Here is a 14167-nt window from a genome sequence, read left to right as displayed (position 1 = left end):
TTAGCTTTCGAGCGCGCTGGCCTGGCCGGCCAGTGCGGCGACGATGTCCTGGAGCTGGGCGACGCCGGCTCCACGATCCGTGAGGTGCAGCCGCAGGACCGGACGGCCGTGGTTCTCAAGAACCTGGGCATCGCCGGCCGCCTGGGCTGCAATCAGCTGACCGAAAGTGAACGGGCGTTCCGGGATGGCGATATCGCCGGTCGCGGAAGCCGTAACCTGCAGGAACGAACCGATGGCCGGTCCGCCCTTGTGGAACTGTCCGGTGGAGTGCAGGAAGCGCGGACCCCAGCCGAAAGTGACCGGCCGGCCACTGAGGCCGGCGAGTTCGTCGCGGATGCCTTCCAGCTGCGCGTACGCGATCCGGTCGAAATATGCCTGGACGCTCAGGTAGCCGTCCGTGCCGAGTTCAGCAAGGAGGGCCTTGACGGCGTCTGCGGCCGTTGCCGCGTCGCCGAGCCACGCGCCCCCGCGGACCTCGATCGCGCCGTCGACGAAGTTCGCCGGCGTCGGCTCGGGACGGGCGTCGAGGAGGCCGCGTGCGGCAATCTTGGCTGCCTCGACGTCGGGCTGGTCAAAGGGGTTGATGCCGAGCAGGCGCCCTGCGACCGAGGTGGCGAATTCCCAGACGAACATCTGGGTGGCCAGGCCGCCGGCGATGGCGGCCTCGTTTTCGCCGAGTTCGACGTCGGATTCCGCACCGACGAGGCGGATCACGAGGACGTCTTCCGCGCCGCTGCTGACCTCGGGTGCGGAAGGACCTGCAACAACCGGCAGGACCCCCGTGCCGAGTTTGCCGGTGGACTCGGCGATGAGCTGTTCGGCCCAGTCCGCAAATCCAACGATTCCGGAGCCGTCCTCGACGATGACGATCTTGTTGCGCAACGGGGTGGTTCCGCCGAGCGCAGCACCGAGCCGGAGTCCGATGTTTTCGGGGGAGTCCTCGTTGAGGATTTCCGCAGCTTCCTCCGCCTCATCCAGGAATGCCTGGATGTCGACTCCGGCGAGGCCACTCGGGACCAATCCGAAAGCCGTCAGCGCCGAAAAGCGGCCGCCGACGTTCGGGTCGGCATTGAAGACCGCACGGTAGCCGGCTTCACGGGAGGCTTTGTCCAGCGGGGAACCGGGATCGGTCACGATGACGATGCGGCTCTTGGCATCGATGCCGGCGTCGGTGAAGGCCTGCTCGAATACCCGTCGCTGTGAGTCGGTTTCCACGGTGGAACCTGACTTGGAAGAGACCACGATTGCGGTCTCGGCCAGGCGGTCCGCGAGGGCAGCACCCACCTGTTCGGGGTCTGTGCTGTCCAGCACGGTCAGCTCGACGCCAGCGGTGCCGGCAATGACCTCGGGGGCAAGGGAAGAGCCGCCCATGCCACACAGGACAATGCGGGAGACGCCTTCGGCCCGGAGGGCATCCCGGAGTTCCAGGATTCCTTCGACCAAGGGCTGGGAAACGGTTGCCGCTTCCACCCATCCGAGACGGATGGCGGATTCGGATTCGGCATCCGGACCCCACAGCGTGTGGTCCTTCGCGAAAATCCTCGTGGCAATCCGGTCTTCGACAAGTGCCGGGATGTGCTGCTCGATGGCCTGCTGCGCAGCACCGCTGGCGTCGTAGCTGAGAGTGCTCATGTGGGTTAGGAAGCCTTCCGTGCAGAGGCGAGGGCGCCTTCGACGTCGGCCAGAAGTTCCTTCCAGCTGGCGACGAACTTGTCCAGGCCCTCGGATTCGAGGATTGCGACGACGTCGTTGTAGGAAATGCCCAGGCCTTCCAGTGCGTTGAGGACGCTGTTTGCTTCCTCGTAGGTGCCGGAGACCGTGTCACCGGTGACTACGCCGTGGTCGAACGTGGCGTCGAGGGTCTTTTCCGGCATGGTGTTGACGACGCCGGCGGCGACCAGCTCGGTCACGTACAGGGTGTCCGGGTAGGCCGGGTCCTTCACGCCGGTCGAGGCCCACAGCGGACGCTGCGGCAGCGCGCCGGCTTCGGCCAGGACTGCCCAGCGCTCGGTGGAGAACAGCTCTTCGTAGACCTGGTAGGCCAGGCGGGCATTGGCAACGCCTGCCTTGCCCTTGAGGGCCTTCGCTTCGTCGGTGCCGAGGGCATTGAGGCGCTTGTCGATCTCGGAGTCCACGCGGGAAACGAAGAACGACGCCACCGAGTGGATCTTGGAAAGGTCGTGGCCGTTTTCCTTGGCCAGCTCCAGGCCGGACTGGAAAGCGTTGATGACGGCGCGGTAGCGCTCCAGGGAGAAGATCAGGGTCACGTTGACGCTGATGCCCTCCGCCAGGGTTGCCGTGATGGCGGCAAGGCCTTCAAGGGTTGCCGGGATCTTGATGTGGACGTTGTCCTTGTTGACCTTCTTGTACAGGTGCTTGGCCTCGGCGATGGTGCCTTCGGTGTCCCACGCCAGGCGGGGGTCCACCTCGATGGAGACGCGGCCGTCGACGCCTTTGCTCGCTGCCGCGACCGGGGCGAAGAGGTCGCAGGCATCGGCGACGTCGGTGGTGGTGATCTCGAAGACAGTCTCTTCAACGGTTGCGCCCTTGGCAGCCTCTTCGGCGATCACGGCGTCATAGTCGCTGCCGGCGGTGATGGCGGCGTGGAAGATGGACGGATTGGTGGTCACACCAACCACGTTCTTCTCGTCGATGAGCTTCTGCAGGCTTCCGCTGGAAAGGCGTTCCCGGGAAAGGTCGTCAAGCCAGATGGACACACCGGCGTCGGAAAGCTGCTGGGTGGGAGTCGTAGTCATTTCTTTAATCTCCTTGGAAATCTGTTCGTTGCAGTCGGATTCGTCTCAGACGCGTTTTCAGCTGCTGAGACCCGCGAGGGAGTCCTTGGCGGCGGCGGCGACTGCTTCTGCCGTGATGCCGAACTCCTTGAAGAGGCGCTTGTAGTCTGCCGAGGCGCCGAAGTGCTCGAGGCTGATGGAGCGTCCGGCGTCGCCGACGAATTCCTTCCAGCCCAGTGCCAGGCCGGCTTCGACCGAGACGCGGGCCTTGACGGCGGCCGGGAGCACGGACTCGCGGTACGCGGAGTCCTGCTTGTTGAACCACTCGACGCACGGCATGGAGACGACGCGGGTGGCGATGCCTTCGGCCTGGAGCGCTTCGCGGGCGTTCACCGCGAGCTGGACCTCGGAACCGGTGCCGATCAGGATGACCTGGGCCGGGACCGTGGCGCCGTCCTTCGAAGCCTCTGCCAGGACGTAGCCGCCCTTTGCGACGCCTGCGGTGGAGCCGAAGGCGTCACCCTCGGCAATGCCCTCGCCGCGTGCGTACGTCGGGATGTTCTGGCGGGTCAGCACGATGCCTGCCGGGTTCTCGTGGTTCTCCAGCATGGTCTTCCATGCTGCGGCAACCTCGTTGGCGTCGCCGGGACGGACAACGTCCAGGCCCGGGATGGCGCGCAGGGTGGAGAGCTGTTCCACCGGCTGGTGGGTGGGGCCGTCTTCGCCCAGGCCGATGGAGTCGTGGGTCCAGACGTACAGCGACGGAACACCCATGAGGGCACCGAGGCGGATCGCGGGACGCTGGTAGTCACTGAAGATCAGGAACGTGCCGGAGAACGCCCGGGTCCGGCCGTGCAAGGAGATGCCGTTCACGATCGAAGCCGCGGCGTGCTCGCGGATACCGAAGTGCAGCACCCGGCCGTACGGGTTGCCCTTCCAGGCGCCGGTGGAGCGCGAGGCCGGAATGAACGACGGTGATCCCTCGATGGTGGTGTTGTTGGACTCGGCGAGGTCGGCCGAACCGCCCCACAGTTCCGGAAGGACCGGGCCGATCGCGTTCAGGACCTTGCCGGAAGCGGCGCGGGTGGAAACGTCCTTGCCTGCTTCGAACACCGGCAGCGCGGCGTCGAGCTCGACAGGAAGCTTCTTGGCCTCGATGCGCTCAAGCAGTGCCGCTCCCTCCGGGTTGGCGGTCTGCCACGCTTCGAAGGATGCCTGCCATTCGGTGCGCTCGGCTGCTCCGCGTTCGACGACGGCACGGGCATGTGCCAGGACGTCCTCGTCAACCTGGAAGGATCGCTCGGGGTCGAAGCCCAGGACTTCCTTGAGGGCCGCGACTTCCTCGGCGCCGAGGGCGGAACCGTGGATCTTGCCGGTGTTCTGCTTCTTGGGGGCCGGGTAGCCGATGATGGTGCGCAGCGAGATGATGGACGGCTTGCTGGTTTCGGCCTTCGCGGCGAGCAGGGCGCCGTAGAGTTCCTGGACGTCTTCGACGTATTCGCCGGTCTTGGTCCAGTCCACGCGCTGGGTGTGCCAGCCGTAGGCCTCGTAGCGCTTGAGCACGTCTTCGGTGAACGCGACGTCGGTGTCGTCTTCGATGGAGATGTGGTTCTCGTCGTAGATCACCACGAGGTTGCCCAGTTCCTGGTGCCCGGCCAGGGAAGAAGCTTCCGAGGTGACGCCTTCCTGGAGGTCGCCGTCGGAGGCAATGACCCAGATGGTGTGGTCGAACGGGCTCTCGCCGGCGGGGGCGTCGGCGTCGAACAGACCGCGTTGGCGGCGCTGCGAGTAGGCGAAGCCCACCGAGGAGGCCAGGCCCTGGCCCAGCGGGCCGGTGGTGATCTCGACGCCGGCGGTGTGCTTGTATTCCGGGTGGCCGGGGGTCAGCGAACCCCAGGTGCGCAAGGCCTCGAGGTCCTTCAGCTCCAGGCCGTAGCCGGAAAGGAACAGCTGGATGTACAGGGTCAGCGATGTGTGTCCGGGGGACAGGATGAACCGGTCACGGCCGATCCAGTCCGGGTGCTTCGGGTCGTGGCGCATCAGCTTCTGGAACAGCAGGTAGGCGGCCGGTGCAAGGCTCATGGCCGTGCCGGGGTGACCGTTGCCGACCTTCTCGACGGCGTCAGCGGCCAAAACGCGGACGGTGTCCACGGCGCGCTGGTCCAGGCTTGTCCAAGTCAGTTCTTGCTCTTCCAAATGTGGCACGTAAACCGAGCCCCTCTCTGTGCTGACGGCTGGTGACGGCACATGGCAAACCTCGGGCACAGGATGGCGCCCGCTGCGAAGTTCCTACCAGCCGTTCACCATTGAAACGTTGATCTTTCATCCAGACATGCAAATCTGAGAATACGCTTTCTCGGAAACCTGCGTGAGCTGATCTGCAGACAGCTTAGCCCGGTTCGCCGCCCTGAATGGCGGGAATCTCAAAAAATGGACGCATATTCCGTTTTATGAATCACCTCGACGGCAAAGTGCCGGTGAACTTTCGGAAACACAGGAAAGTTCGCCGGTGCCGTGGCGTCGGACAGGCCACGGTATGATATCTGGAGGCCGAAGCGAGGTGCCGCCGCCGCGAGAAACCCGCCTTGACAACACCAGCAAAGAACAGAGTGACTGCCAACGTGAGCACAACAGATACGCCCCTCAATGCTTCCCCGGCTGTGGGGAAGCGCGGAATGTCCCGTAAGTTCAAGGCGTATCTGGCACTGACCAAACCCCGCGTGATCGAGTTGCTGCTGGTCAGCACCTTGCCCACCATGATCTTCGCGGAACGGGGCTTCCCCTCCATCGGCTTGATCCTGGCCACGTTGGTGGGCGGCGCCTTCGCAGCCGGCAGCGCAGGGGTCTTCAACTGTTACATCGACCGCGACATCGATAAGTTGATGCACCGCACCGAAAAGCGGCCCCTCGTGACGGGCGAAGTCACCCCGCGCGAAGCACTTGTCTTTGCGTGGATCCTTGGCGCTGCCTCCATCGCCATCCTGTGGTTCGGGGCCAACCCGCTTTCGGCTTGGCTCGGCCTTGGTGCGATTGTTTTCTACGTTGTCATCTACACGATGATCCTCAAGCGCCGCACCGCACAGAACATCGTATGGGGCGGCGCGGCCGGCTGTTTCCCGGTGCTGATCGCCTGGGCGGCCGTGACAAACACCGTCGAGTGGCCCGCCGTCGTGCTTTTCATGGTGATCTTCCTGTGGACTCCTCCGCACTACTGGCCGCTGTCCATGCGGTACGGCGAGGACTACCGCAACGCCAACGTCCCCATGCTCGGTGCCATCGCCGGCGCCAAGGTGGTTTCTGTCCAGGTGGTCCTGTACGCCTGGGCCATGGTGGTTTGCTCGCTGCTTTTGGTGCCGGTTGGCCGCGCGGGCTGGGTGTACACCATCGCCGCCGTCCTTGCGGGCGCCTGGTTCCTGTATGAGTCCCATGCCCTCTATAGCCGGGCGCAGGGCGGCGACGTCTCGAACAAGGGAGCCATGAAGGTCTTCCACGGCTCCATCAGCTATTTGACGCTTCTCTTCATTGCCCTCGCGGTGGATCCGTTCATCGGTTCCCCGATCGTCGGCGGTTGACGGCTTCGGTTCTCCGACGCCCGCTCACTTATGGCGCCCTTTTCCCCAACGCCCGCTCACTTATAGGGGTAAAACAGAAGACCCTCCTGCACGTCCCATGACGTGAAGGAGGGTCTTCCCTTTGGCCTACGCGGCGGCGAGCAGCCGCCAGGGCTAGAGTTTCGGGCTGAACCGTGCCACATCCGCCGCGTTCGTGGCAGCACTCATAAGCAGGGCGGCACCCAACATGTGGGCGCCTACCAGGAGGGCGGGGATGCCGTTGTAGTACTGGGCAAAGCCGATGACCGCCTGCAGGACCGTCACGGCGAGCAGCAGCAGCGCCGCCGTGCGGAACGGGCCGGTAATTCCCTTGCGCAGGACGAAGTAGACGGCGAAAACGGCTCCGGCCGTGATGAGGTACGCCGGCACTGCGTGGATGTGCGAGAAGAGGTCCCAGTCGAGGTCGTTGCGCGGCGCGTTGGCGTCCCCGGCGTGGGGTCCTGCGCCAGTCACGACGACGCCGAGGCACACAGCGACTGCCGAGAAGAACGCGACGGCGGTCATGACAGGGCCCATGGCGCCCGGAATCGGTGCCAACGGCCGGTTCATGAAGCGGCCGGTCCGGTCATAGGCGCGGTTGACCAGGAGCGTGGAGAACACAACCAGGGCCATGGAAACCAGGAAGTGCAGTCCGACAACCCAGGGGTTCAGATTGGACAGCACGGTGATGCCGCCGATGATGGCCTGTGCCGGAATGCTGGCGAGCAGGCCCACAGCGAGAAGGAAAAGGTCGCGGCGTTCCTTGCGGAGGTTCCACAAATACACCAGCATCAGGACGGCGACAGCCGCCAAGGCGAACGTCAGCATGCGGTTGCCGAATTCGATGAAGCCGTGGATGCCCATCTCCGGAGTGTTCACAAGGGAACCGCTGGTGCAGCGTGGCCATGTCGGGCACCCGAGCCCTGAGGATGTCAGCCGGACCGCGCCGCCAGTGACCACCAGGACCACCTGGCCGATCAGGGACAACATCGCCAGCCTGCGGACGGTGCTGTTGACTTCCGTGGGCAGTTTAGCGGTCAACTGCTGGATGGACTTCGGGAGGCGGGAAGCCGTGCTCACAGTTTTCTCAATTCTCGGTACTCAATACGCTGACGGTTCGGTTCCCCAACGGGACGCTCAGTTCCATTTGAACCAGCGGACGGCGGCCGCGCCAGGGACAATGGTCCACAGCAGCAGCACAAGAACGTAGGGCAGGGAGACGCTGCCATGGAGGAAAGCGTCCCTGAGTGACTGTCCCAGGGCTCCCGAGGGCAGGAAGTGCACGATGTTCTGCGCCAGATCCGGCAAACGCTCGGCAGGAACCACGATTCCGCCGAGGGCGCCCAGCAGGATCCAGAGCAGGTTTGTGATGGCGAGGGTTGCTTCCGGCCTGACGGTGCCGGCAACCAGGAGCCCGAGCGCAGTGAAGGCTGCAGCACCGAGAACCAGCAGGCCCAGGCCGGGAAGCCATCCTTCGGGACGCGGATGCCAGCCCAGCAACGCGGCCACGGCGCCGATGACCAGGACTTGGAGGACCAAGACGGCCAGGACGGCGATGATCTTGCCGGCGATGAGGCCGGTCCGGCCAAGGGGAGTGGTCGAGAGGAAGCGGAGCACGCCGTAGCGGCGGTCGAAGCCCGTGGCGATGCCTTGGCCGGTGAATGCCGTGGACATGGCACACAGTGCGAGAACGCCCGGGGTTGCGATGTCCACCCGGTTGGCGCCCAGGCCGTCGAGCAGCGGCGTGACGGTGAGTCCCACCAAGGCCAGCAAAGGCATGATCACCGCGAGGATCAGCTGCTCCCCGTTCCGGATCATGGTCAAGGTTTCGTAGCGGCCCTGCAGCAGGATCCTGCGCATCAAGGGTGCCGGTCCGGCATGCGGTGTGCTGAGCGCGGGGGCTACGTTGGTCATCGGATGTCCCTTCCGGAAATGTCCAGGAAAACGTCTTCCAAGCTGCGTGCCTCCAAGCGGAGGGACGCCGGCATGATGCCCTTCTCGGCCCACCAGGCCGTGAGTTTCGCCAGGTGTTGCGGCGTCAGGGTGCCTGCGATCGCGTAGCTGCCCGCCCGGCTTTCGGTGATGGTCAGTTCGTTGCCGACGGCCGCTGCAATATCCAAGCCGGCCGGGGCATCAAAGAACAGGGTGCGTTCAGTCACCCCGTCCATGGCCTCGTGGCCGTGGCTCAACAAGTCGGCGACGGTGCCCTCAGCGACGTTGCGGCCGGCGTCGATGATGTAGACATAGTCCGCAAGCCTCTGGGCGTCATCCATGAGGTGCGTGGTGAGGATGATGCCCATGCCGGCGTCCCGCAGTTCGGCGATGAGCTCAAAGACGATTTGGCGGGACTGGGGATCCAGTCCCGCGCTGGGCTCGTCCAGGAACAAGACTTCTGGATTGCCGATCAGGGCGGCCGCAAGCGAGAGCCGTTGCTTTTGGCCGCCGGACAAGCGGCGGACGCCGGTACGGCTGAAGGTGTCGATGCCCAAGCGCTCCACGAGTTCGTCGAGGGGAAGGGGATTCCGGTACATGCCCGCAATGTGCCGAAGCAAGGGGATGGGACGGGCCGACGGCGGGAGGCCGCCGTCCTGCAGCATCACGCCGACGCGCGAACGAAGGTTCGCGCCGGCCATGTCAGGGTCTTCGCCGAGGAGCGCGATGCGGCCACCGGTACGTTTTTGAAGGCCTTGCGCGCATTCGAGCGTTGTTGTCTTGCCCGCGCCGTTGGCACCCAGCAAGGCCGTGATCTGGCCGCGTTCTGCGAACATTGACAGGCCGCTGACTACCCGGAGCATCTTGCCGTCAAGGGAAGCCAGCGGGCCAACGTCCTTGATGAGTCCATCGATGGTGAGGACAGGGGATTCGGGAGATCGCACCAAAGTATTCTACGTGAAGTAGTAGGGGTGCGGCGGGCAAGGTGCCGCAGGCCAGCCTTGCCTTACTGGATGCTCGGACTAAATTACGACATGATTGTGTTGTGTATTCCATGAGGAGTTCTGTTTCCGTGCCCGCAAGGCACAGCGCGGTGGTGCCTGTGCCCGGTGGCACAGCCGTCGGCGTGGCTGATGCGGAAGACCGCACCCGGGACCGTGTTCTCAACGCGGTGTTGGAGCACGGCCCCGTCAGCGCGGCTGAACTTGGCGACATGCTGGGCTTCACCCCTGCAGCTGTCCGCCGGCACCTGGATCACCTTCAGCGTGCCGGGGTCATCGAGGTAAAACGCGTCGCGAAGGCGGGTGCCGGCGCAGGCCGGCCGGCCCGTCGCTATGTCCTCAGCTCCCAAGGGCAGTCGAAGCTCGGGGATGACTACCTGAATATTGCCAGTTCCGCGTTGCGGCGGCTGCGGGACCTTGCAGGCGAAGAAGCTGTGAGGGACTATGCAGTAGGGCGCTTCGCCGAGATGGAACAGCGCTACGCACCCGAAGTCGACCGGGCGGGTTCCGACATCGCAGCCCGCGCTGTGGCCCTGTCCAAGGCGCTGAGCAGGGACGGATACGTCGCGTCGGCTGCGTCGATTGAGACCAAGGCGCCGTTGCCCGCTTCGCTCTCGAGCGTCCAGCTGTGCCAGGGTCATTGCCCCATCCAGCAGCTCGCCGCGGAATTTCCCGTTTTTTGCGACACTGAAACCGAACTGTTTTCCCGTTTGGTCGGCGTCGATGTCCGCAGGCTCTCCACCCTCGCGCAGGGCGGGCATGTCTGCACCACCCATATTCCTACCGGCAGGCCAGCCGCCAAGGAGGCCCTCGGGTTTCCGAAGCTGCCGTCCGCGCCCCATGTCGAATCCAACAATCAGTAAGAAAGGCCGTGATGACGGGTCAATTAGCTGAAGGAACAGCAGAGAAAGCGCTAGCTGACGGTGCTGTGATCTCGGAGATTCTGGAGAAGAATCCCGAGCTGCACGGTATTGGTAACTACGAGTACGGATGGGCTGACAAGAACGACGTCGGTGCCAACGCACGCCGTGGTCTCAACGAAGACGTAGTCCGCGACATTTCGGCCAAGAAGAGTGAGCCGCAATGGATGCTGGACCTTCGCCTGAAGGGCTTGAAGTACTTCGACCGCAAGCCTATGCCCACGTGGGGTGCAGACCTCTCCGGCATTGACTTCGACAACATCAAGTACTTCGTGCGCTCCACGGAGAAACAGGCTGCCACGTGGGAAGACCTCCCCGAGGACATCCGCAACACCTACGAGAAGCTGGGCATCCCGGAAGCCGAGCGTAGCCGCCTTGTGTCCGGTGTGGCCGCGCAGTACGAGTCCGAGGTTGTGTACCACCAGATCCGCGAGGACCTGGAAAAGCAGGGCGTGATCTTCCTGGACACCGACACCGCGCTCCGCGAGCACCCGGAGATCTTCCAGGAGTACTTCGGTACCATCATTCCGGTGGGCGACAACAAGTTCGCGTCGCTGAACACGGCCGTATGGTCCGGCGGTTCCTTCGTGTACGTCCCCAAGGGCGTCCACGTGGACATCCCGCTGCAGGCCTACTTCCGCATCAACACCGAGAACATGGGCCAGTTCGAGCGCACCCTGATCATCGCGGACGAGGACTCCTACGTCCACTACATCGAAGGCTGCACCGCTCCGATCTACACTTCGGACTCGTTGCACTCCGCCGTGGTGGAAATCATCGTGAAGAAGGGCGCCCGCGTCCGTTACACGACCATCCAGAACTGGTCTACGAACGTGTACAACCTGGTTACCAAGCGCGCCATCTGCGAAGAAGGCGCCACCATGGAATGGATCGATGGCAACATCGGCTCGAAGGTGACCATGAAGTACCCGGCTGTCTACCTGGTCGGCGAGCACGCCAAGGGCGAGACCCTGTCCATCGCCTTCGCCGGCGAAGGCCAGCACCAGGACACCGGCTCGAAGATGGTCCACATTGCGCCGAACACCAAGAGCTCCATCATTTCCAAGTCCGTTGCCCGCGGCGGCGGTCGTGCAGCTTACCGGGGCCTGGTCCAGGTCCGCGAAGGCGCCAAGCACTCCGCCAACACCGTGCGTTGTGACGCCTTGTTGGTAGACACCATTTCCCGTTCCGATACCTATCCCTACATCGACATCCGCGAGGATGACGTGGTGATGGGTCACGAGGCCACCGTTTCCCGAGTCAGTGAGGAGCAGCTCTTCTATCTGATGTCACGCGGTATGCCCGAGGACGAGGCCATGGCCATGATCGTGCGCGGCTTCATTGAGCCGATTGCCCGCGAGTTGCCTATGGAATACGCCCTTGAACTCAACCGCCTGATTGAACTGCAGATGGAAGGATCCGTCGGTTAGCAATGACTGAAATCACTACTGAAAAGGCCCGCATCGGCGCGCCATCGGCAAAGCCGTTTATCGACGGTTTCACCGAAGAGGGCGAGAACCTCTCGCCGGTCAACACCGGTACCAACACGTCTTCCACCTCGGAAAAGACATCGGAACAGGCACCTTCGGCCGGACCGCTCGCGGGCGCTTCGGCCAAGAGCCACTCCCACGGCGGCGGCGTTGGAATTCCGGACAGTTCGCGCGCAGGTCGGCTGACCTCGTACAAACTGGCCGACTTCAAGCCCCTCACCGGGCTGGAAGAGGACTGGCGCTTCACCCCGCTCAAGCGGCTTCGCGGCCTTCACAACGAGGTCCTCTCCGGTTCGGCACCGTCCGTCGCCGTTACCGCCCCGGAGGGCGTCGTCGTCGAGACCGTGGGGCGGGACGACGTCCGCATCGGCTCGGCGGCCATCCCGGAGGACCGTGTGTCCGCCAACGCTTGGGAGAACTTCACCGAGGCCACCGTCATCACGGTGCCCGCCGAGCTCCAGCTCGACGGCGAAGTGTCCGTCCTGCTGACCGGCACCTCCACTGAAGCTTCCGCCCAGCACATCGTGATCGTGGCAGGCCGCTTCTCCAAGTCCCGGATCGTCCTGGACCACCAGGGCAGTGCGATCGTTTCGGAGAATGTCGAAATCCTCGTCGAAGACGGTGCCGACCTGACGGTCATCTCGCTCCAGGAATGGAACGACGACGCCGTTCACGCCTCGTCGCAGCAAGCCAAGCTGGGCCGTGACGCCAAGTTCAAGCACATCGTGGTCAGCCTCGGCGGCGACGTCGTGCGCATGACTCCGTCCACCCGCTTCACGGCTCCCGGCGCGGAAGCCGAGATGTTCGGCTTGTACTTCGCCGACGCCGGCCAGCACCTCGAGCAGCGCCTGTTTGTTGACCACGCTGTAGCCAACTGCAAGTCCCGCGTGCTGTACAAGGGTGCCCTGCAGGGCCGCAACGCACACACCGTGTGGGTGGGCGACGTCCTGATCCGCAAGGAAGCAGAAGGCACCGACTCTTACGAGGCCAACCGCAACCTCGTCCTCACGGACGGTGCACGCGCGGACTCCGTGCCGAACCTGGAAATCGAAACCGGCCTGATCGAGGGTGCCGGCCACGCCAGCGCCACCGGCCGCTTCGATGACGAACACTTGTTCTACCTCATGGCACGCGGCATCCCTGAAGACGTAGCCCGCCGTTTGGTGGTCCGTGGCTTCCTCAACGAGATCATCCAGCAGATCAAGGTACCGGAACTCGAAGAGCGCCTGACCGAAGCTGTTGAGCGCGAGCTCGCCGCGAGCGACAACTAATACAAGCCAAGCAGGGAAAACAGACTATGAGCGAACAGCCACAAGGCGAACTGGTATGCAACGCCAACGAGATCCAGGTCAAGCAGGCGCTGCGCATCCTGATCGATGACTACCCCGTAGCCATCGTCAAGGACTCGATGGGACAGATCCACGCCATCGGCGACACCTGCTCGCATGCCGACATTTCGCTCGCCGAGGGTGAAATCGAAGGCTGCGCGATCGAATGCTGGGGCCACGGCTCCCAGTTCGATCTCCGCACCGGACAGCCCTTGCAGCTCCCTGCCTATGACCCCGTCCCCGTCTTCGCCGTCACCCTCGATGGTGACGACGTCTACGTGGACGTGACCAACGTTGTGAACGGCGCCTCAGTACAGAACTACTGAGCGCCAAGTGCCTGAAGACTTACGAAAGAAAGAAGAGCATGTCTACTCTTGAGATCAAGGACCTGCACGTCAGCATCGAGACGGAGCAGGGCACCAAGGAGATCCTGAAGGGCGTCAGCCTGACCATCAAGACCGGCGAGACCCACGCAATCATGGGCCCCAACGGTTCGGGCAAGTCCACCCTGGCCTCCACCATTGCCGGCCACCCGCGCTACAACGTCACGAGGGGCACCATCACGCTCGACGGCGAAGACGTCTTGGCCATGAGCGTTGACCAGCGCGCCCGTGCAGGCGTCTTCCTGGCCATGCAGTACCCCGTAGAGGTTCCGGGCGTCACCATGACCAACTTCCTGCGCACCGCCAAGACGGCAATCGACGGCGAAGCTCCCGCCCTCCGCACCTGGACCAAGGACGTCAAGGCGGCCATGCAGCAGCTGCGTATCGACGCCGACTTCGCACAGCGCAACGTCAACGAGGGCTTCTCCGGCGGCGAGAAGAAGCGCGTGGAGATCCTCCAGCTCGAACTCTTCAAGCCCAAGTTCGCCGTGCTTGACGAGACCGACTCCGGCCTGGACGTCGACGCGCTCAAGGTCGTCTCCGAGGGCGTCAACCGCGCCCACGCCACGGGCAACATGGGTACTTTGCTCATCACCCACTACACCCGCATCCTGCGCTACATCAAGCCGGACTTCGTCCACGTGTTTGTTGATGGCCAGGTTGTCGAAGAGGGCGGCCCTGAACTGGCCGACCGCCTCGAAGAAGAAGGCTACGACCGTTACGCCACGGGCGCCGGCGCAGCCACCATCGCTGCTGCCGCAGCAGCACAGGCCTAGTTAGGACTCCCG

At 64.0% G+C, this 14167-nt stretch carries 12 protein-coding genes; 6 read left to right on the top strand and 6 right to left on the bottom strand.

Features of this window, described 5'->3' with window-relative positions; translation table 11 throughout:
- The 3 genes from AB4Z38_RS10775 to tkt are packed head-to-tail and all read right to left on the bottom strand — an operon-like array spanning position 1 to position 4931.
- Complete coding sequence (locus AB4Z38_RS10775; RefSeq protein WP_441429697.1) at positions 1 to 1632, bottom strand: glucose-6-phosphate isomerase; 1632 nt, start codon at positions 1630 to 1632, stop codon at positions 1 to 3.
- A gap of 5 nt (positions 1633 to 1637) precedes the next feature.
- Positions 1638 to 2756 (bottom strand): transaldolase, encoded by a 1119-nt coding sequence (tal, locus tag AB4Z38_RS10770; protein WP_441429696.1) that lies wholly within the window; start codon positions 2754 to 2756, stop codon positions 1638 to 1640.
- A gap of 57 nt (positions 2757 to 2813) precedes the next feature.
- A complete protein-coding gene (gene tkt / locus AB4Z38_RS10765; RefSeq protein WP_441429695.1) occupies positions 2814 to 4931 on the bottom strand; it encodes a transketolase in 2118 nt (705 codons plus the stop codon).
- A 413-nt stretch (positions 4932 to 5344) separates the two neighbouring features.
- Here tkt and AB4Z38_RS10760 point away from each other — a divergent pair, with 413 nt between their 5' ends.
- Positions 5345 to 6307 (top strand): heme o synthase, encoded by a 963-nt coding sequence (locus AB4Z38_RS10760; protein ID WP_441429694.1) that lies wholly within the window; start codon positions 5345 to 5347, stop codon positions 6305 to 6307.
- Positions 6308 to 6460: 153 nt separating this feature from the next.
- Here the strand turns inward: AB4Z38_RS10760 and AB4Z38_RS10755 are convergent, their stop codons facing one another.
- The 3 genes from AB4Z38_RS10755 to AB4Z38_RS10745 are packed head-to-tail and all read right to left on the bottom strand — an operon-like array spanning position 6461 to position 9201.
- On the bottom strand, positions 6461 to 7405 hold the full coding sequence (locus AB4Z38_RS10755; protein WP_441429693.1) for a COX15/CtaA family protein: 945 nt from the start codon (positions 7403 to 7405) through the stop codon (positions 6461 to 6463).
- A 57-nt stretch (positions 7406 to 7462) separates the two neighbouring features.
- Positions 7463 to 8239 (bottom strand): ABC transporter permease, encoded by a 777-nt coding sequence (locus AB4Z38_RS10750; protein WP_441429692.1) that lies wholly within the window; start codon positions 8237 to 8239, stop codon positions 7463 to 7465.
- Positions 8236 to 9201, bottom strand: a complete 966-nt coding sequence (locus tag AB4Z38_RS10745) for an ABC transporter ATP-binding protein (RefSeq protein WP_441429691.1) — start codon at positions 9199 to 9201, stop codon at positions 8236 to 8238. The genes AB4Z38_RS10750 and AB4Z38_RS10745 overlap by 4 nt, the downstream gene beginning before the upstream one ends.
- A 101-nt stretch (positions 9202 to 9302) precedes the next feature.
- On the opposite strand from AB4Z38_RS10745, the gene AB4Z38_RS10740 reads away from it, so the two are divergent.
- Genes AB4Z38_RS10740 through sufC form a run of 5 tightly spaced genes read left to right on the top strand, consistent with a single transcriptional unit; the run spans position 9303 to position 14155 of the window.
- A complete protein-coding gene (locus AB4Z38_RS10740; protein ID WP_441429690.1) occupies positions 9303 to 10121 on the top strand; it encodes a helix-turn-helix transcriptional regulator in 819 nt (272 codons plus the stop codon).
- A gap of 11 nt (positions 10122 to 10132) precedes the next feature.
- Entirely contained in the window at positions 10133 to 11608 is a 1476-nt protein-coding gene (sufB, locus tag AB4Z38_RS10735; protein ID WP_441429689.1) for a Fe-S cluster assembly protein SufB, read from the top strand.
- A 2-nt stretch (positions 11609 to 11610) separates the two neighbouring features.
- Complete coding sequence (sufD, locus tag AB4Z38_RS10730) at positions 11611 to 12939, top strand: Fe-S cluster assembly protein SufD (protein ID WP_441429688.1); 1329 nt, start codon at positions 11611 to 11613, stop codon at positions 12937 to 12939.
- Between the two features lie 26 nt (positions 12940 to 12965).
- A complete protein-coding gene (locus AB4Z38_RS10725; RefSeq protein WP_184735328.1) occupies positions 12966 to 13322 on the top strand; it encodes a non-heme iron oxygenase ferredoxin subunit in 357 nt (118 codons plus the stop codon).
- A 38-nt stretch (positions 13323 to 13360) separates the two neighbouring features.
- Positions 13361 to 14155 (top strand): Fe-S cluster assembly ATPase SufC, encoded by a 795-nt coding sequence (sufC, locus tag AB4Z38_RS10720; protein WP_184735326.1) that lies wholly within the window; start codon positions 13361 to 13363, stop codon positions 14153 to 14155.
- Positions 14156 to 14167: the final 12 nt, after the last annotated feature.

The sequence above is a fragment of the Arthrobacter sp. 2RAF6 genome (assembly GCF_052115205.1).
Taxonomy (GTDB): domain Bacteria; phylum Actinomycetota; class Actinomycetes; order Actinomycetales; family Micrococcaceae; genus Arthrobacter.
Note: the sequence above shows the minus strand (reverse complement) of the source record. Positions and strands in the feature narration are given on the sequence as shown.

Excerpts from the sequence above, each read along its gene's own strand:
- AB4Z38_RS10775 (WP_441429697.1), bottom strand. The coding sequence starts at position 1,632 with ATGAGCACTCTCAGCTACGACGCCAGCGGTGCTGCGCAGCAGGCCATC.
- tal (WP_441429696.1), bottom strand. The coding sequence starts at position 2,756 with ATGACTACGACTCCCACCCAGCAGCTTTCCGACGCCGGTGTGTCCATC.
- AB4Z38_RS10750 (WP_441429692.1), bottom strand. The coding sequence starts at position 8,239 with ATGACCAACGTAGCCCCCGCGCTCAGCACACCGCATGCCGGACCGGCA.
- sufB (WP_441429689.1), top strand. The coding sequence starts at position 10,133 with ATGACGGGTCAATTAGCTGAAGGAACAGCAGAGAAAGCGCTAGCTGAC.
- sufD (WP_441429688.1), top strand. The coding sequence starts at position 11,611 with ATGACTGAAATCACTACTGAAAAGGCCCGCATCGGCGCGCCATCGGCA.
- AB4Z38_RS10725 (WP_184735328.1), top strand. The coding sequence starts at position 12,966 with ATGAGCGAACAGCCACAAGGCGAACTGGTATGCAACGCCAACGAGATC.
- sufC (WP_184735326.1), top strand. The coding sequence starts at position 13,361 with ATGTCTACTCTTGAGATCAAGGACCTGCACGTCAGCATCGAGACGGAG.